Origin of the sequence: Xanthomonas arboricola pv. juglandis (genome assembly GCF_905367715.1) — a bacterium.
Classification (GTDB): domain Bacteria; phylum Pseudomonadota; class Gammaproteobacteria; order Xanthomonadales; family Xanthomonadaceae; genus Xanthomonas; species Xanthomonas arboricola.
The window spans coordinates 4,174,094-4,199,610 of record NZ_HG999362.1 but is presented as its reverse complement, the minus strand read 5'-3'; the positions used below and the strand labels follow the sequence as shown (position 1 = coordinate 4,199,610).

Annotated in this window: 24 protein-coding genes; 18 read left to right on the top strand and 6 right to left on the bottom strand. The window is 65.3% G+C overall.

Annotated elements, in window-relative coordinates; translation table 11 throughout:
• Nucleotides 1-15: 15 nt before the first annotated feature.
• Nucleotides 16-687 carry an OmpW/AlkL family protein gene (locus KHN93_RS18000; RefSeq protein WP_016901022.1) on the bottom strand — a complete coding sequence of 224 codons (672 nt, stop codon included), beginning with the start codon at nucleotides 685-687 and terminating at the stop codon, nucleotides 16-18.
• 175 nt (nucleotides 688-862) lie between these two features.
• On the opposite strand from KHN93_RS18000, the gene KHN93_RS17995 reads away from it, so the two are divergent.
• From KHN93_RS17995 to KHN93_RS17970, 6 genes are all read left to right on the top strand, one after another.
• Nucleotides 863-1,390: a DNA-deoxyinosine glycosylase gene (locus tag KHN93_RS17995; protein ID WP_425600185.1), complete on the top strand. Its 528-nt coding sequence runs from the start codon at nucleotides 863-865 to the stop codon at nucleotides 1,388-1,390.
• Between the two features lie 233 nt (nucleotides 1,391-1,623).
• Nucleotides 1,624-2,382 carry a DUF2884 family protein gene (locus KHN93_RS17990; protein ID WP_211920963.1) on the top strand — a complete coding sequence of 253 codons (759 nt, stop codon included), beginning with the start codon at nucleotides 1,624-1,626 and terminating at the stop codon, nucleotides 2,380-2,382.
• A 128-nt stretch (nucleotides 2,383-2,510) separates the two neighbouring features.
• Nucleotides 2,511-4,298: a dihydrolipoyllysine-residue acetyltransferase gene (locus KHN93_RS17985; RefSeq protein ID WP_211920961.1), complete on the top strand. Its 1,788-nt coding sequence runs from the start codon at nucleotides 2,511-2,513 to the stop codon at nucleotides 4,296-4,298.
• On the top strand, nucleotides 4,295-4,942 hold the full coding sequence (locus KHN93_RS17980; RefSeq protein ID WP_211920959.1) for a hypothetical protein: 648 nt from the start codon (nucleotides 4,295-4,297) through the stop codon (nucleotides 4,940-4,942). The genes KHN93_RS17985 and KHN93_RS17980 overlap by 4 nt, the downstream gene beginning before the upstream one ends.
• Nucleotides 4,943-4,958: 16 nt before the next feature.
• Nucleotides 4,959-6,791 (top strand): dihydrolipoyl dehydrogenase, encoded by a 1,833-nt coding sequence (lpdA, locus tag KHN93_RS17975; protein ID WP_039518769.1) that lies wholly within the window; start codon nucleotides 4,959-4,961, stop codon nucleotides 6,789-6,791.
• A 369-nt stretch (nucleotides 6,792-7,160) separates the two neighbouring features.
• Nucleotides 7,161-8,438 (top strand): Xaa-Pro dipeptidase, encoded by a 1,278-nt coding sequence (locus KHN93_RS17970; protein ID WP_280518746.1) that lies wholly within the window; start codon nucleotides 7,161-7,163, stop codon nucleotides 8,436-8,438.
• Nucleotides 8,439-8,648: 210 nt separating this feature from the next.
• On the opposite strand, the gene KHN93_RS17965 is transcribed toward KHN93_RS17970, so the two are convergent.
• Entirely contained in the window at nucleotides 8,649-9,461 is an 813-nt protein-coding gene (locus tag KHN93_RS17965; RefSeq protein ID WP_026064024.1) for a hypothetical protein, read from the bottom strand.
• Nucleotides 9,462-9,991: 530 nt separating this feature from the next.
• Here KHN93_RS17965 and KHN93_RS17960 point away from each other — a divergent pair.
• The 10 genes from KHN93_RS17960 to KHN93_RS17915 all read left to right on the top strand — a co-directional run bounded on the left by KHN93_RS17960 (nucleotide 9,992) and on the right by KHN93_RS17915 (nucleotide 18,166).
• The gene (locus KHN93_RS17960) at nucleotides 9,992-10,357 is read left to right on the top strand and encodes a hypothetical protein (RefSeq protein ID WP_016901016.1); all 366 of its coding nucleotides are present in this window, start codon (nucleotides 9,992-9,994) and stop codon (nucleotides 10,355-10,357) included.
• 25 nt (nucleotides 10,358-10,382) lie between these two features.
• Nucleotides 10,383-11,183 (top strand): F0F1 ATP synthase subunit A, encoded by an 801-nt coding sequence (atpB, locus tag KHN93_RS17955; protein ID WP_016901015.1) that lies wholly within the window; start codon nucleotides 10,383-10,385, stop codon nucleotides 11,181-11,183.
• A 73-nt stretch (nucleotides 11,184-11,256) separates the two neighbouring features.
• Nucleotides 11,257-11,559, top strand: a complete 303-nt coding sequence (gene atpE, locus KHN93_RS17950; RefSeq protein WP_002814105.1) for a F0F1 ATP synthase subunit C — start codon at nucleotides 11,257-11,259, stop codon at nucleotides 11,557-11,559.
• Between the two features lie 113 nt (nucleotides 11,560-11,672).
• Entirely contained in the window at nucleotides 11,673-12,143 is a 471-nt protein-coding gene (locus KHN93_RS17945; protein ID WP_016901014.1) for a F0F1 ATP synthase subunit B, read from the top strand.
• Nucleotides 12,144-12,146: 3 nt separating this feature from the next.
• Nucleotides 12,147-12,674, top strand: coding sequence for a F0F1 ATP synthase subunit delta (locus tag KHN93_RS17940; RefSeq protein ID WP_016901013.1), 528 nt, complete (start codon nucleotides 12,147-12,149; stop codon nucleotides 12,672-12,674).
• Nucleotides 12,675-12,721: 47 nt separating this feature from the next.
• Nucleotides 12,722-14,269: a F0F1 ATP synthase subunit alpha gene (atpA, locus tag KHN93_RS17935; protein WP_039525261.1), complete on the top strand. Its 1,548-nt coding sequence runs from the start codon at nucleotides 12,722-12,724 to the stop codon at nucleotides 14,267-14,269.
• Between the two features lie 112 nt (nucleotides 14,270-14,381).
• A complete protein-coding gene (gene atpG, locus KHN93_RS17930; protein ID WP_211920957.1) occupies nucleotides 14,382-15,245 on the top strand; it encodes a F0F1 ATP synthase subunit gamma in 864 nt (287 codons plus the stop codon).
• Nucleotides 15,246-15,367: 122 nt separating this feature from the next.
• Nucleotides 15,368-16,774, top strand: a complete 1,407-nt coding sequence (gene atpD, locus KHN93_RS17925) for a F0F1 ATP synthase subunit beta (RefSeq protein WP_016901010.1) — start codon at nucleotides 15,368-15,370, stop codon at nucleotides 16,772-16,774.
• A gap of 166 nt (nucleotides 16,775-16,940) precedes the next feature.
• Nucleotides 16,941-17,363 (top strand): F0F1 ATP synthase subunit epsilon, encoded by a 423-nt coding sequence (locus KHN93_RS17920; RefSeq protein ID WP_024938404.1) that lies wholly within the window; start codon nucleotides 16,941-16,943, stop codon nucleotides 17,361-17,363.
• A 233-nt stretch (nucleotides 17,364-17,596) separates the two neighbouring features.
• Nucleotides 17,597-18,166, top strand: a complete 570-nt coding sequence (locus tag KHN93_RS17915; protein ID WP_024938403.1) for a chorismate mutase — start codon at nucleotides 17,597-17,599, stop codon at nucleotides 18,164-18,166.
• A gap of 42 nt (nucleotides 18,167-18,208) precedes the next feature.
• On the opposite strand, the gene KHN93_RS17910 is transcribed toward KHN93_RS17915, so the two are convergent.
• The gene (locus tag KHN93_RS17910) at nucleotides 18,209-18,592 is read right to left on the bottom strand and encodes a GtrA family protein (RefSeq protein WP_024938402.1); all 384 of its coding nucleotides are present in this window, start codon (nucleotides 18,590-18,592) and stop codon (nucleotides 18,209-18,211) included.
• A gap of 145 nt (nucleotides 18,593-18,737) precedes the next feature.
• Here KHN93_RS17910 and glmU point away from each other — a divergent pair, with 145 nt between their 5' ends.
• The gene (gene glmU / locus KHN93_RS17905) at nucleotides 18,738-20,102 is read left to right on the top strand and encodes a bifunctional UDP-N-acetylglucosamine diphosphorylase/glucosamine-1-phosphate N-acetyltransferase GlmU (RefSeq protein ID WP_053045902.1); all 1,365 of its coding nucleotides are present in this window, start codon (nucleotides 18,738-18,740) and stop codon (nucleotides 20,100-20,102) included.
• Nucleotides 20,103-20,211: 109 nt separating this feature from the next.
• Nucleotides 20,212-21,183 carry a right-handed parallel beta-helix repeat-containing protein gene (locus KHN93_RS17900; protein ID WP_211920955.1) on the top strand — a complete coding sequence of 324 codons (972 nt, stop codon included), beginning with the start codon at nucleotides 20,212-20,214 and terminating at the stop codon, nucleotides 21,181-21,183.
• Here KHN93_RS17900 and KHN93_RS17895 read toward each other — a convergent pair.
• From KHN93_RS17895 to KHN93_RS17885, 3 genes are all read right to left on the bottom strand, one after another.
• On the bottom strand, nucleotides 21,180-22,532 hold the full coding sequence (locus KHN93_RS17895) for a sensor histidine kinase (protein WP_211920954.1): 1,353 nt from the start codon (nucleotides 22,530-22,532) through the stop codon (nucleotides 21,180-21,182). The genes KHN93_RS17900 and KHN93_RS17895 overlap by 4 nt on opposite strands.
• Before the next feature lie 8 nt (nucleotides 22,533-22,540).
• Complete coding sequence (locus KHN93_RS17890; protein WP_211920952.1) at nucleotides 22,541-23,884, bottom strand: sigma-54-dependent transcriptional regulator; 1,344 nt, start codon at nucleotides 23,882-23,884, stop codon at nucleotides 22,541-22,543.
• 416 nt (nucleotides 23,885-24,300) lie between these two features.
• A complete protein-coding gene (locus KHN93_RS17885) occupies nucleotides 24,301-25,509 on the bottom strand; it encodes an ABC transporter permease (protein WP_047129375.1) in 1,209 nt (402 codons plus the stop codon).
• Nucleotides 25,510-25,517: the final 8 nt, after the last annotated feature.

The following is a 25,517-nucleotide window of genomic DNA, read 5'->3' as shown; positions in this document are numbered from 1 at the left end:
CGCTTGCCGGCGTGCTTAGAAGCGCGCGCCGACGCCGAAGCCGACGGTCCACGGATCCAGTTCCAGCTCGCTGCCGGTGCCCTGGCCGCCCACGCGCAGTTCCGGACGCGAACGCATGTAGCGGGCGTCGGCACGTGCGAACCAGGTGGAGTTGATGTTCATGTCCACGCCGACGGTGCCGATGACACCCTTGGCGGTGTCCAGGCCCACGTGCTGGCCGGTGGCCGACGCCGCGTCGATCTTCTCGTTGCTGAAGTTCGACTCGTAGTAGCCCACGCCCACGAACGGACGGAACACGTTATCCGCCTGGCCGAAGTGGTACTGGCCGCTGATGGCGATCGGCTGCTGCTCGACGGTACCGATCTTGCCCACGCCATCGGCGTTGACACGGTGGTTGAACTTGTCGGCGGCGCCCCACAGCTCAACGGCCCAGTTGTCGTTGATGTAGTAGCTGGCGCTCAGCGTCGGTGCCGGGCCGCCATCGACGTCCAGGCCGGGAGCCGGATCGTTCTTCGGCTTGATCAGAGCAACACCGCCGACCACCGCCCAATGCTTTCCGGAAGCGCTATCGGCGCTGGTGGAAGCCGAGGAGGTGTCGCCGGTGTAGGTGGTGTCTTGTGCAAATGCCGACGGCGCAAACGCAAGTGCGGATACGGCAGCCAGGCTCAGGATGGAAATGGCACGCATTGGGGGTCTCCTCAGTGTTCTTGTTAGGCCCGTGGAGTGGGCCGCGCCAAAGCTATTCCTGAAAATCTGAATCCACGCCCACCCGTGGCTCGCTAAAATTTCGTTTGTTCAGCAAGTTTCCGGAGAAGGCCGTGGCTGCAACAGGCAAGCTGAAAAAGACATTCACGCAGATGCGATCGCCGTGACGAAAACCGACCTGTTGCAGGGCCTTCCAGCGCACATTCCTAACGATTGCCGTGTCCTGGTGCTCGGCTCGATGCCGGGCAACGCCTCGTTGCACGCGGCGATGTACTACGCCCATCCGCGCAACCGTTTCTGGCCGCTGATGCAGGAACTGCTGGGCATCGATGCCGGGTTGGCGTATCCGGCGCGCCTGCAGGCACTGGCCGGCTGCAAGGTCGGCCTGTGGGATGTGATCGGCCAATGCGAGCGGCGCGGCAGCCTGGATACCGCCATCGTCGCCAGCAGCATCGTGGTCAATCCGCTGGCGGCGCGGCTGGCGACGCTGCCGCAGCTGCGCGCGGTCGCCTGCAACGGGGCGGCCGCCGCGCAGGCATGGCGCCGCCATGTGCAGCCGCTGCTGCCGATCGCCCTGCATACGGTGCCGGTATGGGCCTTGCCGTCCACCAGCCCGGCCAATGCAGCATGGTCGCTGCCACGGCTGTGCGCGGCCTGGCAGCCGCTGCGCGACGCGCTGGATTAATGACGTCGGATCGCCGCGCAACCAATCCATGAGTGAAGACATCAGTGAGCCAATAGCGCCGTGCGAGCCATGTGCCTGCGTCGGGGCGGAGTTGGCCGACCTGTCACCACCGCAACGCCGGCCGTGTTGGTCAGGGTCCAGCCACCGGCCGGAAGTCATGCCAGCGTCCGGCACGGGCAAGTGCCGCTCCCGTGCAGGCATGCTGCAGCCAACGCATCAACGGAAGCGACCAGATGGCGATCAAGCACGCACTACCGATGGCAGCGGGCCTGCTGCTGGGCCTGCTGGTCGCCGTACCGGCTGCCAGCGCCGACGATCTGCACTGCAACGTCAGCAGCGACTACGACCTCACGCTCAACCCGCGCAGCCTGATCCTGATCCGCGCGTCGGGCACGCCGCAGCGACTGGTGATGCGTCAGGGCGCGTTGTTCGTCGACGACCGCTGGGTCGCGGTGAGCGCGGACGATCGCGCGCGGTTGATCCAGTTCGAGCGGCAGACCCGCGACGTGGTGCCGCTGGCGCAGGAGGTCGGGCGCGAAGCGGCCGACATCGCCGTCACCGCGCTGGGCGAGGTGGCGGCCGGCTTTAGCCGCAGCCCCGAGGCCACGCGCGTGCAGCTGGCGGCCGCGCGCGAAAAGATCGACACCCGCCTGAAGCAGAGTTTCGGCAAGAGCCAGCTCACCTCGATCGATATCGATGACGACATCGGCGCGATGGTGGCCGAGCTGCTGCCGCAGCTGATCGGCGATGTCGTCGCAGGTGCGGTGCAGTCGGCACTGACCGGAAACGATCTGCAGCTGCGGTCGCTGGAAGGGGTGGAAACGCGCATCGAGCGCCTGATCGAGCCGCAGGCGCGGGCGTTGCGGCCACGCGCGCAGCAACTGTGCACGCGGGTCGAGGCGCTCGACGGCTTGGACAATGCGCTGGCGTATCGTTTGCCCTCGGGCGAGCCACTGCAACTGTTGCGGGTCGATCGACGCGCGTCGAAATGATCCGGCGCATGCGCCGGCGAACGCTGCATCCCGTCCGGTGCGCGACTTTTTCCACGGCAATGGTTGGCGCTGCGGCCCGCAGCCGGCCACAATAGGGGTTTCCCCATTCTGTTGCCGGAGTTCCCCGTATGGCCGAAATCAAGGAAGCACTTGTCCCCGATATCGGTGACTACAGCGATGTCCCGGTAATCGAGGTGCTGGTGTCGGTCGGCGATACGGTCAGCAAGGACCAGAGCCTGGTCACGCTGGAATCGGACAAGGCCACGATGGAAGTGCCCTCGTCGGTGGCCGGCGTGGTCAAGGAGATCAAGGTCAAGGTCGGCGATTCGCTGTCGCAGGGCGCGCTGGTCGCGCTGATCGAAGTGGCCGACGCCGGCGCCGAAACCGCCGCCGCACCCGCCCCGGCCGCCGCCCCGGCCGCCCCGGCCAAGGCTGCGCCCGCTGCCGCGCCGGCACCTGCCGCCAAGGCCGAGCCGGCTGCGCCTGCCGCGTCCTCGGACGGCGGCCTGGTCGAGGCCCGCGTGCCCGATATCGGCGATTACACCGACATCCCGGTGATCGAGGTGCTGGTCGCCGTCGGCGATACCGTCGCCAAGGACCAGAGCCTGGTCACGCTGGAATCGGACAAGGCCACGATGGAAGTGCCGTCCTCGGCCGCTGGTGTGGTCAAGGAACTCAAGGTCAAGGTTGGCGATACGCTCTCGCAGGGCAATGTGGTGGCGATCATCGCTGCCAGCGATGGCGGCGCCGGTGCGGCGAAGTCTCCGGCCAAGCCCACCACCGACACCACCGACACCGCCGAAACCGCCGGCAAGGTCGAGCCGGTCGCCGTGTCTGCGGTGCCGGACAAGCTGGCCCAGCGCGAGATCGCGCAGGTGCAGGGCGCCCGGTCCAGCGAGGCCGCGCAGCCTGCGCAGGGCGGTCAGCCGTCGGCCGGGCAGCCGTCCAGCCCGCCGGTGACCTTCGACGCCGACAGCGTGCTGCCGTCCAAGGTGGCCTACGCCAGCCCGGTGGTGCGCGTGTTCGCACGCGAGCTCGGCGTGGATCTGAACCAGCTCAAGGGCAGCGAAAAGGGCGGCCGCATCACCCGTGAGGACGTGCAGCGCTTCGTCAAGGCCGCACTCAGCGGCGGCGCGCCTGCCGCAGCCGGTGCCGCACCGGCCGGTGGTGGCAACGGCCTGAACCTGCTGGCCTGGCCGAAGGTGGACTTCAGTAAGTTCGGTGAGACCGAGACCCAGCCGCTGTCGCGCATCAAGAAGATTTCCGGTGCCAACCTGGCACGCAACTGGGCGATGATTCCGCACGTCACCCAGTTCGAATCGGCCGACATCACCGACCTGGAAGCCCTGCGCGTGGCGCTGAACAAGGAAAACGAGAAGGCCGGCATCAAGCTGACCATGCTCGCCTTCCTGGTCAAGGCCAGCGCCGCCGCGTTGAAGAAGTTCCCCGAGTTCAACGCCTCGCTGGATGCGGCCGGCGAGAACCTGACGCTGAAGAAGTACATCAACATCGGCTTCGCCGCCGACACCCCGAACGGCCTGGTCGTGCCGGTGATCCGCGACGTCGACAAGAAGGGCGTGCTGCAGATCGCGCAGGAAAGCGGCGAGCTGGCCAAGAAGGCGCGCGACGGCAAGCTCGGCCCGGCCGACATGAGCGGCGGCTGCTTCTCGATCAGCTCGCTGGGCGGCATCGGTGGTACGGCATTCACGCCGATCATCAATGCGCCGGAGGTGGCGATCCTGGGCGTGTCCAAGTCGGCGATGCAGCCGGTGTGGAACGGCAAGGAGTTCGCACCCAAGCTGATGCTGCCGCTGTCGTTGAGCTACGACCACCGCGTCATCGACGGCGCGCTGGCCGCACGCTTCACCACCTACCTCAGCCAGGTGCTGGCAGACATGCGCCGCGTCCTGCTGTGAGAGCAGCGCTGCTGACCTTCGCCCTGCTGGGCGTGCTGCCGTGGGTATCCGCGGCGGCACGCGAGTGCGAGAGCACGCTCGGGCGCGGCTGGCCGCCGGCGGTGGGCAACTACGGCACCGCGGTGACCACGCTGCTCGACGCCGGCACCAGGCCGAGCCTGTCGCTGCTGACGCTGCCTACCCGCGGCGTGGAAAGCGGCGTGTCGCTCGTGCCGGGCAAGGACGGTGCCGACTGGACTTTGCGGCATAGCCGCGCCGACGAGCGCGTCTACAGCTGGGTCAGCCAGAGCGATCGTGGCAGCGTGCAGTTCCGCACCGAGCAAACCCCGGAAACGGTCGAGATCCCGATTCCGGCGGCGTTGGCAAGGCGCCTGGTCAGCAACTGGACCGGCGCACTGACGCAACTGGCGCCGAGCGGTCGCAGCGCGCCGGTGAGCGAGGGCGAGGTGCTGTCGTTCCAGGTCGATGGCGTGCGTTACAGCGGCACCCGCCCGAGCTGCGGCGCCGGCGAGTTGCTGCTGCAGCAGGCCGCGTTGCTGATCGAAGCCAGCGAAGGCAAGGAAAAGAAGCGCGACAAGCGCTGGACCCAAATCGAATCGTCGCTGGATGAACTCCAGCAGACGCTTGCCGGCACGGCCGGTTGAGCCACAGGAGAAGCAAATGGCGGTCATTGAAATCAAGGTTCCCGACATCGGCGATTACAGCGATGTCCCCGTCATCGAAGTGCTGGTCGCCGTCGGCGACAGCGTGGTCAAGGATCAGGGCCTGGTAACGCTGGAGTCGGACAAGGCCACGCTGGAAGTGCCGTCCTCGGCCGCCGGCGTGGTCAAGGAGCTCAAGGTCAAGGTGGGTGACAGCCTGTCCGAAGGTGCGCTGGTGCTGCTGCTGGAAGCCGAAGGTGAGGCCGCCGCACCGGCTGCGCCCGCCAAGGCCGACAGCAAGCCCGCACCGGCGGCTGCGGCGCCTGCCGCCGCGCCCGGCAGCAAGCCGCCGGTAACGCCGTCGCATCGCGCGCCGGCCGAACCGGCGCCGTCCAAGCCGGCGCTGGCCAGCGGCAAGCCGGCCGATATCGAATGCAAGATGGTGGTGCTCGGCGCCGGCCCTGGCGGCTACACCGCCGCATTCCGCGCCGCCGACCTGGGCCTGGATACGGTGCTGATCGAGCGCTACGCCAGCCTGGGCGGGGTCTGCCTCAATGTCGGCTGCATCCCGTCCAAAGCGCTGCTGCATGCCGCCGCGGTGATCGACGAAGTGGCGCACGCCGGCGATTTCGGCGTGGACTTCGGCCAGCCCAGGATCACCCTGGACAAGCTGCGCGAGTACAAGGAAAAGGTGGTCGGCAAGCTCACCGGCGGCCTGGCCAGCATGGCCAAGCAGCGCAAGGTGCGCACCGTCACCGGCGTGGCATCGTTCGTGTCGCCCAACGAGCTGGAGATCGTCGGCGACGACGGCAAGACTCAGTTGCTGCGCTTCGAGCACTGCATCATCGCCGCCGGTTCGCAGGCGGTGAAGCTGCCGAACTTCCCGTGGGACGACAAGCGCGTGATGGACTCCACCGACGCGCTGGAACTGCACGACATTCCCAAGACCCTGCTGGTGGTCGGCGGCGGCATCATCGGCCTGGAAATGGCCACGGTGTACAGCGCGCTCGGCAGCAAGGTCACCGTGGTCGAGTTCATGGACCAGCTGATGCCGGGCGCCGACAAGGACCTGGTCAAGCCGCTGGCAGATCGCCTGAAGAAGCAGGGCGTGGAGGTCCATCTCAAGACCAAGGCCACCGACGTCAAGGCCGACGCCAGCGGCATCACGGTGTCGTTCGAAGCGGCCACCGAGGGCGAGAAGCCGGGTCTGCAGGCCACCGCCTACGACCGCGTGCTGGTGGCGGTTGGCCGCACGCCCAACGGCAAGAAGATCGGCGCCGACAAGGCCGGCGTCACCATCACCGAGCGCGGCTTCATCCCGGTCGATCGGCAGATGCGCACCAACGTGCCGCACATCTTCGCCATCGGCGACATCGTCGGTAACCCGATGCTGGCGCACAAGGCCACCCACGAGGGCAAGCTGGCCGCCGAAGTGGCTGCCGGCGAGAAGAAGGAATGGGTGGCGCGGGTGATTCCGTCGGTTGCCTACACCAACCCGGAAATCGCCTGGGTCGGCGTGACTGAGACCGAGGCCAAGGCCAAGGGCCTGAAGGTCGGCGTGGCCAAGTTCCCGTGGGCCGCCAGTGGCCGCGCGATCGGCATCGGCCGCACCGAAGGCTTCACCAAGCTGATCTTCGACGAAGAAACCCACCGCGTGATCGGTGGCGCCATAGTCGGCGTGCATGCCGGTGATCTGCTGGCTGAGATCGGCCTGGCAATCGAGATGGGCGCCGAAGCCGAAGACATCGGCCACACCATCCACGCGCATCCGACCCTGAGCGAATCGGTCGGCATGGCCGCCGAGGTCTACGACGGCACCATCACCGACCTGTACATCCCGAAGAAGAAGTAAGCGCACGTCAGCACTTGCTAGCGACAACGCCCCGCCCCGCGCGGGGCGTTGTCGTTTCGGGCACGACTGCGCGTGAGCGCTGCTGTGAGCGGGCTATGGCAGGCATACGAACGACTGCCGCGCGTCGTTCGCCTCTGTCTGGTGATGACTTGCTTCGGTCGCACAGCCGCTTCAAGACGCTGCACGTAACCGGCAACGCCCTGGGCGAAACGCGCTACTGCATGCAGCGTGTGGTCGGCAGGGTTGCCGACGCCATGCGTGGCAGCACGCTGGTTTGAACGGCAGCGCTGCGCCGCCGCTTGCGCAGCCCCCATCACGCTTGCACCATCGGTGCGCGGACACGCCGTTCGCGACTCAGGGATGACCATGATGTTGAAGATGCGTTTGCCGGTGTTGCTTGCCGCTGCTGGCTGCCTGTGCGCCTCGCTGAGCGCGCACGCTCAGACCACCGTCATCACTGCTGCGCGCTTGCTGGATGTGCAGGCCGGCCGCTATCTGGAACGGCCGCAGATCGAGGTGGTCGCTGGCCGTGTCACCCGCGTCGGCCGGCAAGGCGACCCGCTGCCGGCACAGGCGCAGCGCATCGAGTTGGGCGAGCGCACGTTGCTGCCGGGCCTGATCGACATGCACGTGCATCTCACCGTGGATCCCACGCTGGGCGGCTACAAGGGCCTGGAGTACACCGACAACTTCTGGACCGTGGTCGGGGTGGCCAATGCGGCCAGAACGCTGCGCGCAGGCTTTACCACGGTGCGCAATGTCGGCTCGCTCAATTACGACGACGTTGCGCTCAAGCAGGCGATCGAGCACGGCACCGTGCCCGGCCCGCGTATCGTACCGGCCACCTACGGCATCGGCGCGACCGGTGGTCATTGCGATGCCACCGAATTTCCGCCATCGGTGCGCGTCAGCGGCCCCGGCGTTGCCGATGGCCCGGACGCGATCCGCGCCGCGGTACGCACGCTGCGCAAGTACGGCGCAGAAGTGATCAAGTTCTGTGGCACCGGCGGCGTGCTGTCCAAGACCGACAGCGTCGGCGGGCAGCAGTACAGCCTGGAAGAAATGCGCGCGCTGGTCGACGAAGCGCATCGGCTGGGATTGAAGGTCGCCGTGCATGCGCATGGCACCTCCGGCATCAACGATGCGATCCGTGCCGGTGCCGACACCATCGAGCACGCCAGCCTGGCCGACGTCGAATCCTTCAAGCTGGCCAAGGCGCACGGCACCTGGTTTTCGATGGACATCTACAACGACGACTACATCCTGGCCGAAGGCGAAAAGAACGGCCTGTTCGCCGAGTCGCTGGAAAAGGAACGCCAGATCGGGCGCAAGCAGCGCGAAACCTTTCGCGCCGCGCACGCGGCCGGGGTCAAGCTGGTATTCGGCAGCGATGGCGGCGTCTATCCCAACGGCGACAACGCACGCCAGTTCGCCAAGATGGTGGAGTGGGGCATGACTCCGCTGGAGGCGATCCGTGCCGCAACGACCGAAGCGGCCGAGGCCCTTGGGCGCACTGCCGATGTCGGTGCGATCGCCCCGGGCCGCTACGCGGATCTGATCGCGGTGAACGGCGATCCGCTGCAGGACGTCAACGTGTTGATGCAGGTGGACAGCGTGATCAAGGGCGGCGAGCGCGTGCTCGATTGAGGCGGCGCGCAGCTGCGTTGAACGACGCATCGCGACCTTGCGTAACCGGCCTGTGCAGCAGCTTATGCAGCAGATCCACCGTGCGCGCCTGCAATCACATGCGCGTGCTGCCATGGATAGCGCGCGCAGGCTCAAGCCGTATTTTTACGGCCAAAACGACAACGCCCCGCACAAGGCGGGGCGTCATCAATCACAAGGCTGCGAAGCAGATCAGAACGCGAACGTCACGCCTGCAACCGGGCCCTTGAACTCCTGCTTCAGGCCGATCAGGCCGTCGCTGCCGCGCTGGTCGACGTCGAGCTTGAACCAGTCGTAGCCGGCGAAGATGCCGAAGTTCTTGGTGAAGCGGTATTCGGCAATCGCGTTGGCGCGGCTCAGGTCGCCGTCGTAATCGCCAAAGTCGCCCCAGCTGGTGTTGAGGTACTGGCCCTGCACGTTGAACAGCCAATGCTCGCTCGGACGTGCGGTGAAGCGGATGCCGACCACCGGCGCAACGCCGTCTTCACTTTCGTCCAGCACGTCGCCACTGAAGACGCTACCCAGGTCGGCGTATGCGTTGGCTTCGACCTTGGCGTACTCGGCGCCGATCTGCAGGCCCAGGCTGAATTCCGGCGAGTCGATGACCGAGTAGTCATACACCAGGGTGGCAACCTGATACTTCAGCTCGCCCTTGATGAAGCTGCCAGTCGGCACGGTGACGCCACCGCCGCTGATGTCCTGGGTCAGGGTCTCGCGGCGATCCTTGTCGTACTTAAAGTAATCGAAGATCAGGCGCTGGCGGGTGCTGATGCGGAACACGCCATCGACGCGCGGCTCCCATTCCTTGCCGCCGAGCTTGAAGTCTTCGTTGACCGACACGTTGTTGCCCGCCACCAGCGTGTTGCCACGGATGGTGTTGTCGTTGTCGACGTTCATCGCACCCAGACGGAGCTGGAAGCGGTCATCGGTATCTTCGGCGTGCGCCGGCGCGGCGTAGGCGGCAGCCAATACGCACGGGATGGCCAGTGCGAGAAGGTGTTTCATGGGGAGCTCCGAATTCTTGGAATGGTCAGGCGGTTCGGCCTGTGCGGCGCATCTTCGATAACACCGCGTCTTCCATAAGTGAAGGAGCTGTCGCATTGCTGTGAAGGCCGAGATAGCAATCGGACAAAACGGTCCGCTGCTGTGGGCTGTCAGACTTTAGTCGTAGACCGCGCAATCCGGGCGCCAATGGCGAAGCGGTACGGCCGGTGTCGCAGCACGATGGAGCCGATTGGACCGCCGATGGGAAGGTCGCAGGGTGCGACAAAATGCGTAAAAAGCAGGAGCCCCGGTGCTCCGGGGCTCCCATACGCGACCTGCGGCAGGACCTTTCGACGAGGATGTGCAGGCCTCGCCGGTTATGACCGCCGGTTTGTGGCAAAGTTCCCACCCGCTGCTGCAACCCCTGTATGGTGCGACGCAGCAACGGATGACCTCTGCCGGTTGTCTCGCAATTTGTCCCATTGCTATACTTTCGCGGCTCGACGAAGCGCATCTGCGCTTCCCACTCATTCACACGTAAGGTAACCGTAGTGCTGAACTCCGTTGACGCGGGTCGGCGGTTGATGCTGCGCGCTGCGGTATATCCGCTTGCCGCTGTAGCTATAACCAGTCTGGGGTTGCTGTTGGTCGGTCCCCGTTACTCTGCCGGTCTGGCATTGACCGGGTTTGCGACGGTGCTGGGCGGTTGGGTGGCAGCACGTACCGCGCTAGGTGGCGGTATTCAGGCAGCCGGCATTGCCATGGTCCGGCTGATCCTGGCGATGGTGTTGAAGTGGGTGTTGGTTTTCGTGGCGCTGGCGCTTGGCTTCGGCCTGTGGCGGCTGCCTCCTCTGGCCTTGCTGGCGGGTATCGCCATCGGGCTGATTTTTCAGGTTCTGGCTTTGGCCAGGCGTTGATTCGAACTTAAAGGGCTCCGGACACATGGCGGGCGAGGCAGCAACACCTACCTCCTATATCCAGCATCACTTGCAGAACCTGATCTATCCGGTTCGCGAGGGTGGCGGCACGTTTTGGACCATCCACGTCGACACCCTGGTCATGGCGGTGTTGATGGGCCTGGTGATGGTCTTCGCGTTCTGGACGGCGACTCGCAATGCCACCGCTGGCGTGCCGGGCAAGTGGCAGGCGTTTGTCGAGATCTGCCTGGAGTTCGTCGACCGCCAGGCCAAGGACACCTATCACGGCAGCAGCAAGCTGGTGACGCCGATCGCGATCACCATCTTCTTCTGGATCCTGTTGATGAACCTCATCAAGATGATCCCCGCCGATTTCATCGCCATCCCGCTGGGCTGGGCCGGCATCCACGCCTGGAAGCCGGTGCCCACCGCCGACGTCAATGCCACCCTGGGCATGTCGATCAGCGTGTTCTTCCTGATGATCGTCTTCTCGCTGCGCTCCAAGGGCGTGGGCGGCATGACCAAGGAATTCCTGACGGCGCCGTTCGGCAAGTGGATGATGCCGTTCAATCTGCTTTTGAACATCGTCGAGTGGCTGAGCAAGCCGATTTCGCTGGCGATGCGACTGTTCGGCAACATGTTCGGCGGCGAGATCGTCTTCCTGCTGATCTGGGTGCTGGGCGGTGCGGGCATCGCCGGCATGGTCGCTGGCGGCGTATTCGGCCTCGGCTGGATGCTGTTCCACCTGTTGGTGATTCCGCTGCAGGCCTTCATTTTCATGATGCTGTCGATCGTGTATCTGAGCCTTGCCGAAGACAGTCACTGAGTTTCGCTGCACCCTTCATACGCTTCACCCCGATTCATCCATCACCCTTAGAAACTTTCGTTCGGAGATCACCATGTACCTCGCCGTCCTGACCAACCTCGCTCAAGTCCAGAGCTCCACCGTCCTCGCCGTCGGCATCATGATCGGCCTGGCCGCGCTGGGTGCCGGCCTCGGTCTGGCCATCATGGCTGGCAAGTTCCTGGAATCGGCTGCGCGCCAGCCGGAACTGATCCCGGTGCTGCAGGTCCGCATGTTCATCACCGCCGGCCTGATCGACGCCGCGTTCATCATCAGCGTCGCCGTCGGCCTGCTGTTCGCCTTCGCCAACCCGCTGGCCCAGGTGTTCATCGAGCGTCTGTCGCAGGCTGCCGGCTGATCCAGCGGTAGCAGGATGTGGAGGCAACCGTGCGCGGTTGCGTCCGCGGATGAAGGTCGGAAAGCGTCGCCATGCGGTGGCGCTTTCACCCCTAAACAGCGATTGAGCGACCCATGGATATCACCCTTACCATCTTTGCCCAGGCGCTGGCCTTCGCCGGTCTGATCTGGATCGTCGCGACCAAGATCTGGCCGCCGCTGCTGCAGGCGATCGAAGAGCGTCAGCAAAAGATCGCTGAAGGTCTGGCTGCGGCCGATCGCAGTCAGAAGGATCTGGCGCAGGCGCAGGAAAAGGTCAACGAAGCACTGAAGGACGCACGCACCAAGGCCAACGAGATCATCGATCAGGCCCATGCGCGCGCCAACCAGATCATCGAAGCGGCCAAGCACGAGGCAATTGCCGAAGCCAACCGTCAGAAGGATCTGGCGCAGACCGAGATCGACGCGTCCGCCACGCGTGCCCGCGAGGAACTGCGCAAGCAGGTGTCCGTGCTGGCCGTCAGCGGTGCCGAGAAGCTGCTCAAGCGCGAAATCGATGCCAACGCCCACAAGGCGCTGCTCGACGAGCTGGCGGCGGAGATTTAATCGATGAGTCAGGCCCTCACACTTGCCCGTCCGTACGGCCGCGCCGCGTTTGCGATCGCGCGTGAGGGCGGCAACTTCGCGCCCTGGTCTGATGCGCTGGCGTTTTCGGCGCAGGTGGCCGGCGACCCGCGCGTGGCCGCGCTGCTGCTCAACCCGGCCCTGGGCCAGGATCAGGCAGTGACGTTGCTGGCGCCGCCGCAGGCGAGCGAAGACTATCTGCGTTTCCTCGGCCTGCTGGCCGACGCGCAGCGGCTGTCGCTGCTGCCGGAAGTGGCAGGACTGTACGAACAACTGCGGGCCGAAGCCGAACACGTCGTCAAGGCGACGGTGACCTCGGCGGCTGCAATGAGCCAGGCGGAACTGGACACGATCGCTGCTGCGCTGAAGAAGCGTTTCGGCCGCGAGGTGGACATCACCACCGCGGTGGATGCTTCGTTGATCGGCGGCGCGGTGATCGACACCGGCGACGTGGTCATCGACGGCTCGCTGAAGGGCAAGCTTGCGCGTCTGCAAAGCTCGCTCGCCCACTGAATTCACATAAACGCATGGCCCTCGCGGCCGGCACCTAGGACTGAACGATGGCAACCACGCTCAACCCCTCCGAAATCAGCGACCTGATCAAGACCCGCATCGAGGCGGTCAAGCTGTCCGCAGAGTCGCGCAACGAAGGCTCCGTGACCAGCGTGTCCGACGGCATCGTGCGCATCTTCGGCCTGGCCGACGTGATGCAGGGCGAAATGATCGAACTGCCGAACAACACCTTCGCGCTCGCACTGAACCTGGAGCGCGATTCGGTCGGCGCCGTGGTGCTGGGCGATTACGAGAACCTGCGCGAAGGCGACGTGGCCAAGACCACCGGCCGCATCCTGGAAGTGCCGGTCGGTCCGGAACTGCTCGGTCGCGTGGTCAACGCGCTGGGCGAGCCGATCGACGGCAAGGGCCCGCTGGGCGCCACCCAGACCGCACCGGTTGAGCGCGTTGCGCCCGGCGTGATCTGGCGCAAGTCGGTCGACCAGCCGGTGCAGACCGGTTACAAGTCGGTCGATGCGATGATCCCGATCGGCCGCGGCCAGCGCGAGCTGGTCATCGGTGACCGCCAGACCGGCAAGACCGCGCTGGCGATCGATGCGGTGATCAACCAGAAGGGCACCGGCATCAAGTGCGTGTACGTGGCGATCGGCCAGAAGGCCTCGACCGTTGCCAACATCGTGCGCAAGCTCGAAGAGAACGGCGCGCTGGCGCACACCGTGGTGGTGGCTGCGACCGCGTCCGAATCGGCCGCGATGCAGTACATCAGCCCGTACGCCGGCTGCACCATGGGCGAGTACTTCATGGACCGCGGCGAAGATGCGCTGATCGTGTACGACGATCTGTCCAAGCAGGCCGTGGCCTACCGCCAGATCTCACTGCTGCTCAAGCGTCCGCCGGGCCGCGAAGCCTATCCGGGCGACGTGTTCTATCTGCACTCCCGCCTGCTCGAGCGCGCTGCGCGCGTGTCCGAGGAGTACGTGGAGAAGTTCACCAACGGTGCGGTGACCGGCAAGACCGGTTCGCTGACCGCGCTGCCGATCATCGAAACGCAGGCCGGCGACGTGTCCGCGTTCGTGCCGACCAACGTGATCTCGATCACCGACGGCCAAATCTTCCTGGAAACCGACCTGTTCAACGCCGGCATCCGCCCGGCCGTGAACGCCGGTATCTCGGTGTCGCGCGTCGGTGGTGCGGCCCAGACCAAGATCATCAAGAAGCTGTCCGGCGGCATCCGTATCTCGCTGGCGCAGTACCGTGAGCTGGCGGCGTTCGCGCAGTTCGCCTCGGACCTGGACGAAGCCACCCGCAAGCAGCTCGAGCGCGGTCAGCGCGTCACCGAGCTGATGAAGCAGAAGCAGTACGCGCCGATGTCGATCGCCAACCAGGCGCTGTCGATCTATGCCGTCAACGAGGGCTACCTCGACGAAGTGCCGGTCAACAAGCTGCTGGCGTTCGAAGAAGGCCTGCACGCGCACTTCGCCAACACCCAGGGTGAGCTGGTCTCCAAGATCAACAGCACCGGCGGCTGGGACAACGACATCGAAGCTGCCTTCAAGAAGGGCATCGAAGAGTTCAAGACCACGGGCAGCTGGTAAATCCAGCTGCGGGAATCGGGAATAGAGAATAGGGAATCGTTAAAGCGGGTTGGCTGTGCCAATTCCCGACTCACGATTCCCCATTCCCACTAAGCGAGCGAAGCGAGCGAGTATGGCAGGCGGACGCGAAATCAAAACCAAGATCAAGAGCGTGCAGAACACCCGCAAGGTGACGCGCGCGCTCGAAATGGTCTCGGCCTCCAAGATCCGCAAGGCGCAGGACCGTATGAAGACCTCGCGTCCGTACGCGCTGGCGATGAAGCAGGTGATCGGGCATCTGGCGCAGGCCAGCACCGATTACCAGCATCCGTTCCTGGTCGAGCGCGAGCAGGTCAAGCGGGTCGGTTACATCGTGATCTCTTCCGACCGCGGCCTGGCCGGCGGTCTGAACAACAACTTGTTCCGCAAGATGCTGGGCGAAGTGCGCCCGTGGCAGGACAAGGGCGCCGAGATCGACGTGGTGACCATCGGCCAGAAGGCTTCGGCGTTCTTCCGTCGCATCAAGGTCAACATGGTCGGCAGCGTCACCCATCTGGGTGACAGCCCGCAGATCGAGCAGTTGATCGGTGTGATCAAGGTGATGCTGGATGCCTTCGTCGAGGGCAAGGTGGACCGCGTGTACCTGGTCTACAACCGCTTCGTGAACACGATGACGCAGAAGGCCAGCTTCGATCAGCTGCTGCCGCTGCCGGCCGCCGAGCACAAGGTGGCCCATCACGATTGGGATTACCTGTACGAACCCGATGCCGCGACCGTGCTGGAGCACGTGATGACGCGTTACATCGAGTCGCTGGTATACCAGGCCGTGCTGGAAAACGTGGCCTCCGAGCACGCTGCGCGCATGGTGGCGATGAAGGCCGCCAGCGACAACGCCAACAAGATGATCGGCACCTTGCAACTGGTCTACAACAAGGCGCGTCAGGCGGCGATCACCCAGGAAATTTCGGAAATCGTCAGCGGCGCGGCCGCCGTATAGCCGGGAATAGGGAATGGAGAATCGGGAATGGTCGAAGCAGCAGCACTTGATCTTCCCATTCCCGACTCCCGTTTCCCTATTCCCGACACAAGAATCGAACAGACATTAGTGGAGTTATCCAAATGAGTCAGGGCAAGATCGTTCAGATCATCGGCGCGGTCGTCGACGTCGAATTCCAGCGCAATGAAGTGCCGAAGGTCTATCACGCGTTGAAGGTCGAAGGCACCGAAATCACCCTGGAAGTGCAGCAGCAGCTCGGCGATGGCGTGGTGCGCACGATTGCGCTCGGCTCCACCGACGGCCTGAAGCGCAACCTGCTGGCCACCAACACCGAGCGTGCGATTTCGGTGCCGGTCGGTGCCGGGACGCTGGGCCGCATCATGGACGTGCTGGGTCGTCCGATCGACGAGGCCGGCGACGTGCAGGCGTCGGACCATTGGGAAATCCATCGCGCTGCGCCGTCGTATGAAGACCAGTCCTCCAGCACCGAGCTGCTGGAAACCGGCATCAAGGTCATCGACCTGATGTGCCCGTTCGCCAAGGGCGGCAAGGTCGGCCTGTTCGGCGGCGCCGGCGTCGGCAAGACCGTCAACATGATGGAGCTGATCAACAACATCGCCAAGGCGCACTCGGGTCTGTCCGTGTTTGCCGGCGTGGGCGAGCGTACCCGCGAGGGCAACGACTTCTACCACGAGATGAAAGACTCCAACGTGCTGGACAAGGTCGCGATGGTGTACGGCCAGATGAACGAGCCGCCGGGCAACCGCCTGCGCGTCGCGCTGACCGGCCTGACCATGGCCGAGTACTTCCGCGACGAGAAGGACGAAAACGGCAAGGGCAAGGACGTGCTGCTGTTCGTCGACAATATCTACCGCTACACCCTGGCCGGTACCGAAGTGTCGGCACTGCTGGGCCGCATGCCGTCGGCAGTGGGCTACCAGCCGACCCTGGCCGAGGAAATGGGCGTGTTGCAGGAACGCATCACCTCGACCAAGAGCGGTTCGATCACCTCGATCCAGGCCGTGTACGTGCCTGCGGACGACCTGACCGACCCGTCGCCGGCGACCACCTTCGCCCACCTGGACTCCACCGTCACGCTGAGCCGTAACATCGCTTCGCTGGGTATCTACCCGGCGGTGGATCCGCTGGATTCCACCAGCCGCCAGATGGACCCGCTGGTGATCGGCACCGAGCATTACGACACCGCCCAGCGCGTCCAGCAGACCTTGCAGAAGTACAAGGAACTGAAGGACATCATCGCGATCCTGGGCATGGACGAGCTGAGCGAAGAAGACAAGCAGTCGGTGTCGCGCGCGCGCAAGATCGAGCGCTTCTTCAGCCAGCCCTTCCACGTGGCCGAAGTGTTCACCGGCTCGCCGGGCAAGTACGTCTCGCTGAAGGACACCATCCGCGGCTTCAAGGCGATCTGCGACGGCGAGTACGACCACCTGCCGGAGCAGGCGTTCTACATGGTCGGCAGCATCGAAGAAGCCGTCGAGAAAGCCAACAAGATGAGCGCCAAGGCCTGATGGATCCCAGCCGCTGTGCGGCTGGAATCGGGAATCGGGAATCGGGAATCGTAAAGGCGGGTTGTAGGCGAGTCGGAGTGCGGGAACCAGGAAGCGTGCGTAGCCAGGCGCTCTTCCCATTCCCGAATCCCGATTCCCGATTCCCCGCCTCACAGAGTGAGGCACCATGAGCACTATCCGTTGCGACATCGTCAGCGCCGAGAAGGAAATCTTCCACGGTGAGGCGACGCTGGTCGTGGCCACCGGCGAGTTGGGTGAGCTGGGCATCGCGCCCAAGCACGCACCGCTGATCACGCGCCTGAAGCCGGGCAAGGTGGTGGTCACCACTGCCAGCGGCGAACAGCTGGACTTCGCCATTTCTGGCGGCATCCTGGAAGTGCAGCCACAGGTGGTGACCGTGCTGGTCGACACCGCGGTGCGCGCGCAGGACATCGACGAAGCCGCCGTGCGCAAGGTCAAGGAAGAGGCCGAGCGTCTGCTGGCCAACCGTGGCGACACGGTGGATGTGGCCGATGCGCAGCGTCGGCTCGCCGAGGCGACCGTGCAGCTGCAGGCACTGGAACGCCTGCGTCGCAACCTCAAGCACTAAGCACGCGGGCGTGCGCGCATTTGCTAGCGCACGCAGACGTGATACCCGATGCAGCGCCGCACGCCGGTGTGGACTGGAAACGCCGACCTCAGGGTCGGCGTTTTCGTTTCTGGAGCTGCGCGTGCGTGGCGCCGCCTCCATGCCTGGGCACAGCAGGCACACTGCCTGCCTTGTGCCATGCCGCCGGTTGCAGGCGGCGCGGCCTCTCACTCACGCACGTCGAGGAACACCCGATGACCCGCACGATCGATGGCTTTCGTAGTTATGCGCTGAGCGGCCTGTTGGCCGTGGCGATGCTGGGGTGCGCGCTGCCGGCCCGCAGCCAGCCGCCGCTGGATCCGCTGCTGGATCGCATCGTGCAACGCAATGCCATCGGCGATGCGGTGGCGCTGAGCAAGTGGGACAGCGGCAAGCCGGTGCTGGACCAGACCCGCGAGGCGGTAGTGCTGCAGAGCGTACGCGAGCAGGCGCCTGCGCATGGGCTGGATGCCGACGATGCGGCGCGCTTCTTTGCTGCGCAGATCGAGGCCAACAAGGCGGTGCAATACGCGTTGTTGAACCACTGGCGCGAACGCGGGCGCGCGCCGGACACGGCGCGTCCGGATCTGGCGAGCCTGCGCACGCGTCTGGATCAACTGCAAGGTGAATTGCTCGACGCACTGGCCCAGGTCGCGCCGGCACGTGCAGCGCCGCAATGCGCGACCAGCACCGCGCGTGCCGCCGCCCATTACGCCGCGCAATGGCAGCTGGACGCGCTGCATCGCGCGGCACTAGTGCGCAGCCTGGGCGATTTCTGCCACTGATACGCGCCGGGTCCAACATTGCCTGGGCTCAGGGACGCTCGCTCAGCGATACACCACGTGCCGGCCCAGGAAGAACGACACGATCGCCAGGCCGCCTTCCACCAGCGGTTTGGCCAGCCAGGCCTGGCGCAGGCCGACCAGATCCACCGTTATCGACAATAGCCAGGTGCTGATGAGTGTCAGCGCCAGCCACATCAGCGCAAAGCGGCGAAAACGCGGCCAACCCAGACGTGCGCCGCCTTCCTGGGCAAAGGTGTAGCGGCCGTTGAGCCAGAAGCCCAGCACCGCGCCACTGATCCGCCCGAGCAGATTGGCAGGCACGGCGGGCATGCCGGCCGCGGTGGCGGCGATGAAGATGCCGCAATCCACCGCCAGCTGCAGGGCACCAATGATCATGAATTGGCTGCCTTGGCGGAACAGACTCATGCAGGCCGTGTCATCGTGAAAGGGCGCTCATGCTAACGGCAGCGGCGCTTGAAAAGTGTCATCGTCGCGCGTGCTGCAGGCAGGACACGACGCACTGCCGGGACAGCGACTAGAATTTGGCTCTCCCATGTTCTGGAACGCTTCGATGACTCTGCCCCTGCACGTCGTGATCCTGGCCGCGGGCGAGGGCAAGCGCATGCGCTCGTCCCTGCCCAAGGTGCTGCAGCCGCTGGCGGGCCAGCCGATGCTGGCACATGTGATCGCCACGGCGCGGCAGCTGCAGCCGGCAGCGATCCATGTGGTGCACGGGCACGGCGGCGAGCAGGTGCAGGCGGCGTTTGCCGCGCAGGGCGATCTGCACTGGGCCGAGCAACGTCAGCAACTGGGCACCGGGCATGCAGTGCAGCAGGCGATGGATGCGATTCCGGATGCGGCCACGGTGCTGGTGCTGTACGGCGATGTGCCGCTGATCCAGCCGCAGGACCTGCTGCAGCTGTTGCACGCACCCGGGCGCATGGCGGTGCTGGTGGCCGATGTACCCAATCCCACCGGCTACGGCCGCATCCTGCGCGATGCCGAGGGCAAGGTGGCCGCGATCGTCGAGCAGAAGGATGCCAACGACGAGCAGCGCCGCATCCGCACCATCAACACCGGCATCCTCACTGCCGAGTCCACGGCGCTGCGCCGCTGGCTGGCCGGCCTGTCCAACGAGAATGCGCAGGGAGAGTTCTATCTCACCGACGTGTTTGCCAGCGCCGCCGCCGATTTCACCCCGGCCGATATGGTGCATGTGGCCGATGCGCAGGATGTGGAAGGCGCCAACGACCCCTGGCAACTGGCGCAGCTGGAACGCGCCTGGCAGCTGCGTGCCGCCCGTGCGCTCTGCCTGCAGGGCGTGCGCATGGCCGACCCGGCGCGCGTGGAGCAGCGCGGCACGGTAACCGTGGGCAGCGATGTGCAGCTGGATATCGACGTGATCCTGGAAGGCGATGTGACGCTGGGCGATGGCGTGGTGGTCGGTCCGTTCGTGCGCCTGCGCGATGTGACGCTCGGCGCCGGCACGCAGGTGCGCGCACATTGCGATCTGGAAGGCGTGGTGACCGAGGGGGCGGTGCAGATCGGTCCATTCGCGCGGCTGCGTCCCGGCACCGTGCTGGCCGATGGCGTGCATATCGGCAACTTCGTCGAGACCAAGAAGGTCACGATGGGTGTGGGCAGCAAGGCCAATCATCTGACCTATCTGGGCGATGCGGTGATCGGCAGCAAGGTCAACATCGGCGCCGGCACCATCACCTGCAACTACGATGGGGTGAACAAGTCGCAGACCAGCATCGGCGATGGCGCCTTTGTCGGTTCCAACAGCGCACTGGTGGCACCGATCGAGATCGGTGCCATGGCCACCATCGGCGCGGGCTCGGTGATCACCCGCGATGCGCCTGCCGGCCAGCTCAGCGTCACGCGTGCGCGTCAGACCGTGGTCGAGGGCTGGGAACGCCCGACCAAGAAGTAGCGTGCCTGCAGGCGTGCGGCCTGGCTGCACGTCGCTGCAGCGCGCACAGCTGCTGTAAAGCGATGCCATGCATAGGCTATGCCCGTCACGATGGCTCAGGAGGTAGACGATGCGAACGCCACGTTGCGCGTTGCTGGTGACATGGCTGCTGCTATTGGCGGCAGTGCTGCCAGCTGCGGCCTATGCGCAGACGTACCGGCTGTATCTGGCACCGGACGGCAACGATGCGGCGGCAGGCACCAGCGCAACGACCGCGTTGCGGAGTCTGGCGGCCGCCCAGCAGCGGCTGCTGGAGCAGCGGCCCAGCGGCGCGGTGGACGTGGTGATCGCCGCCGGCACGTATCTGCGGCAGTCGGTGCAATGGACATTCACCAACGGGGCGCCCATTCGCTTTATCGCCGCGTCCGACGCAGCCGCGCCACCGTGGTTCGACGGGCGCGGTGGCGCGACCTGGTTCACGCTGAAGGGCGGCGGCGATGCTGCCACCCGGCTGACCTTCACCGGGTTGAAGGTCAGCAATTACTGGATGGCGATGGACCTGGGCAGCAGCAAGCGCAGCGCGGACGGCAACAGCGGCAACATCATCCGCAACATGACCTTCGAGCGGATCGGCGGGGTCCACGGCAGCAGCAGTGAGGCCGCCTATTCGTTCGCGGCGATCCGCCTGCAGAACTCGCGCGACAACCGCATCGAACACAATCGCTTCGTGTCGATCGAAAACGACACCCGGACTTCGGGTTTCGTGCACGCGATCTACCTGGCGCGCCACTCGTCCGGCAACCGTATCGAAGGCAATACCTTCACCGACGTCAACGGCGATGCCGTGCGTACCCGCGATGCCTCCGACAACACCTACGTGGCGGCCAACCGTTTCGTCCGGGCCGGCAAGTACGCGGCGTTTTCGGACTGGATCAAGCCCGATGGCGAGTGTCCGTCGCAAGGCGGGCAGTTCGTCAACAACACCGTTGGGGCTGGCTATTACGGCGATATCGCCGCCACCCGCACCAGTGGTGCCGACGATGCCTGCGGTGCGTTGAAACAAGCGCGGATTGAAGAACGCGGAACGGTGCGCAGCAACTAGCCGGCCGCCGCCGCCGGCAGCAGCAAGGTGACGCACAACCCGCCGTGTTCGCGGTTATGCAGCGAGATGCGCCCGCCGTGCGCTTCGGCGATCTCGCGGGTGAGCGCAAGCCCGAGCCCGGTGCCATTGCGCTTGGTCGAGTAGAACGGCATCAGTGCGTTATGCAGCACGGCCTCGTTCATGCCGTTGCCGCGGTCCAGCACTTCGATCCGCAGCCATTGCGGCACGCGCGTGACGCGCACGGCGACATCGCTGTTGGGCGGCTGCGCTTCGCTGCAGGCTTCGTGCGCGTTCTTGAGCAGGTTGAGCAGCGCCTGCTCGATCTGCGCGGCATCGATGCGGCTGGAGACGTCGCTCAGTGCGCCCTGCAGCTGGAACGGAATCTGCTGCCGCAAACGCTCCAGGAACGGGGCCCATTCGATGGTCTGCAACTGTGGCTGCGGCAACTTGGCAAAGCGGGCGTAGCCGCGGATGAAGCCTTCCAGATGACGTGCGCGTTCTTCGATGGTCTCGAACACCGTGCCGAGCCGGTCGGTGCGTTCGCGGCGCAGCAACTCGGCGCCCGAATGCGCCAGCGAGGCGATCGGCGCGAGCGAGTTGTTCAATTCATGGCTGATCACACGGATGACCTTCTTCCAGGTCTGCACTTCCTGGCGCCGCAGTTCGGTAGTCAGGGTGCGGATCAGCAGCAGCTCGTGACCGCGTCCGTTGAGATGGAAACTGCGGCGTGACAGGTGATAGATCTGCTCGTCGTCTTCGTCATCGCCGTCCTCGCGGACCGCAAACAGGCAATCGCCGCCGCGGGCCAGCGCATCGCGCAGTTCGCCGGGCATGCGCGCCAGCACGTCGTCCAGGTGCTGGCCTTCGAGCTTGCGGCCATCGTGTAGCAGCTTGCGTGCGGCGTTGTTGGAAAAGCCGATGCGGCGCACGCCATCGCCACCGGCCACCACCAGCAGCATCGCCACCGGCGTGTTCTGCAGCATGGTGTCGAGCATCAGTTCGCGCTGCACCAGGTTGCGCCGTTGCGCGCGCAGCACCTCACCCAGTTCCGCATGCGCCTGCACCAGCTGCGCCAGTTCGTCGTTGCCGCGCCAGTACACGCCGAAGTTGTATTCGCCATCGCGGTAGCTGCTGGTGGTGCCGGCCAGGGCACGAAACAGCGAGCGCATCGGCGCAGTGGCGCGGCTGAGGCTGAACCACATGACCGACAGCAGCACCACCACCGACACCGCAGCCACTTGCCAGCCACGGTCCATCCAGTACGCCATGAACCAGGGCAGCGCGGCGGCCAGCGCCAGCACCGGCAACAGCCGCAAGAACAGCGAGAACGTGAAGGAACGTTGCCACATGTCGGGAATCATTCCGAAGTGATGCCGTAGCGGTCCATGCGCCGGTACAGCGCCTGCCGGCTCAGCCCCAGCTCGGCGGCGGCCTGGGCGATGACGCCCTGCGCGCGCGCCAGTGCCTGTTCGATACGGGCGCGATCAGGCTCGCCGGTTGCCGGCGGGGCCGGGCGCGATGCGGCTGCGCGCGGCAGGTTCAGATCGCCGGCTTCGATGCGCACGCCCTGCGCAAGCAGCGACGCGCGTTGCAGCACATTGCGCAGCTCGCGCACGTTGCCGGGCCAGGCGTGCCGCTGCAGGGCATCGCGGGCCTGCGTGGACAAGGGTTTTTCGCCGGCCAGGAAGTGCTCGGCCAACGGCCCGATATCGCCGGGGCGTTCGGCCAGGGCGGGCAGCGCGATTTCCACCGTGTTGAGGCGGTAGTACAGGTCTTCGCGGAAGCTGCCATCGCGGATCATGGACTGCAGGTCGGCATTGGTGGCGCTGATCACCCGCACCTTGGCGTGGCGTTCGCGGTTGGAGCCCAGGCGCTCGTAGCGGCCGGTTTCCAGCACGCGCAGCAACTTCATCTGCCCGGCCAGCGGCAGGTTGCCGATTTCGTCCAGAAACAGCGTGCCGCCATCGGCGGCTTCGAACTTGCCTTCGCGCGCTTTGTTGGCGCCGGTATACGCGCCGGCTTCGGCGCCGAACAGCTCGGCTTCGATCAATTCGCCCGGCAATGCGCCGCAATTGAGCGCAATGAACGGGCCGTGTTTGGCCGGTGAGTTGGCCTGGATGATCTCGGCGATCTTCTCCTTGCCGCTGCCGTTGGGGCCGGTGATCAGCACCGGCAGATCCGAGCGTGCGACCTGGCAGGCGAGCGCGATCGCGCGTTCGCTGGCGGGGTCGGCGAACACCGCGCCGCGCAGGTCGTAACGTTGGGTCAGCTGCTCGCGACCGCGCCGCTCGCGCTCGCGCCGACGTTCCAGCTCGCGGCGCGCTTCGGACAGCTCCAGCAGATTGTTGACCGTGGTCAGCAGCTTGGTGTCGTCCCAGGGCTTGGCGATGTAGTCGGCCGCACCGGCCTTGACCAGGCCCACCGCGCTGCCCAGGTGGGTCCAGGCGGTGAGCAGGATCACCGGCAGGTCCGGGTGGCGCCGACGGATCTGGGTGAACAAGGCTTCGCCTTCCTCGCCGGAGGTGGTGTCGGCGGTGAAGTTCATGTCCTGGATCACCAGATCGAATCCCTGCTCGTCCAGCAGCGCCAACCCTGCCTGCGGCGAGTGCGCATGCCGCGCCTCGATATCGTGCAGCGAGAACAGCACCTCCAACGCAGTGGCCACAGCGGTGTTGTCGTCGATGATCAGGATCTGCGGCATCGCGGTGCTCGGTGAAAGGCGCGGGAGGGAAGGGCTATCAGAACAGGATTCGGCGCGTGGCGGAACCGTGCGAGCAATAGGGAGGGCAGGTGCCTGACTGGCCTTTGCCGGACGGAGCTGATCCCGGCAATCCAGTGATGGTCTGATCGGTGCGACGAGGTTGGCAGCGGGCATGCGTCGATGCCGAGCTCAAGTGCAGGTTCCGGCGCAATACCGGATATCAAGACGGGCAGGCGCCTGCGACACAGGCGCCTTGGTAGACAGGGCGGTGGTGACAAAATCGGCATTGCCCAGGCGGCCGACGGCCAAGTCGCTTGTGGCGATGCTGCCATCGCGCAGGATCTAAGCAACATCACTGTGTGCTGTGTGCTGCGCGTCAGTGGGTCGACAGCGACCGCTGACGCGCAGCGTGCGCATCACGCGCTGCGTGTGGCCACCGCCGGCGGCACCATCGCGGCACGCCGTGCGGGCCAGTACACGGCGATCTGGCCCAGCGCCCAGAGCAACAGTGCGCCGATCGGCAGATACAGCACCGGCAGGCGCGGCAACTCGTAGCGGGCCATCAGCCAGACATTGATCGAGTACGCCAGCAACATGCCGAGCACGATGCCGACCGAGGCCAGCAGAAAATTCTCGATCTGGAAGTAGCGCAGGATCTGGCCGCGTGTGGCACCCAGTGCACGGCGGATGCCAATCTGCTTGGTGCGTTGCTGCACCCAGAAGCTGGCCAGGCCGACGATGCCCAGCGCGGTGACGATCAGTAGCGCGATGCTCATGGTGATCAGCAGCCAGGCCATGGAGCGATCCTGTCGATAGAAATTGCGCCGCATCTGCTCGAACACCTTCGGTTTCTCGATGATGCGGCTTGCGCTGTTCTTTTCCAGCGCTGCCACTGCCTGACGCAGCACCTCGTCACGACGCGCCGGATCGGTGCGTAGCAGATAGCGGCCGCCGTCCTTGTAGGTCATCTTGATCGGGGTCAGCATCGAATCGTCGTAAACAGCTGCGCCGCCATAGTCGTTGACGCGCGCCAGATGCTCCACGATGCCGACGATCTTCATGGGCGTGTCGCCGCGATAGATCGATTTCCCCAGGGCTGACTGGCCGGGAAAGAGCTTGTCTGCCGCGCTTCTGGTCAGGATGGCACTTGGGACGTTGGCCGTTTTGTCATCGGACCAGGTGAATTCGCCTTCCGTGAAACGGCGCCCCTGTACCAGCGTCAGGCCCATCGTATCCAGGGTCTGGCTGTCCCCGGTGTAGTCGTTGACGTTGATCGTGGAGTTTTTCTGGTCGGCCGTCAGTTTCAGGCCACTGACCCACATGTTGTCGCCATAAGGAATCTGGCTGACGCTGGAGGCATATTTGACGCCGGGAATGCTGCGCAGTGCAGCCAGGTCTGTCTCAGTGAGTGCGCGTGCGTCTTCATCGCGCCCGATACCGCTGATGCTGAGCGTCACCAGTTCGTTCTCTGCCAGACCGCTGGGGCGTTGTGTGCGCTCCAGGCGATCGCCGATCAGGAACAAGGCATTGGAGATGATGGCGCAACTGAGTGCTACCTCGAGCACGATCAGGGCAGCCGCCGTTTTGTGGCGTCGCAGGGTGGACAGAATGGGGCGGATTTCCATGGGCAATT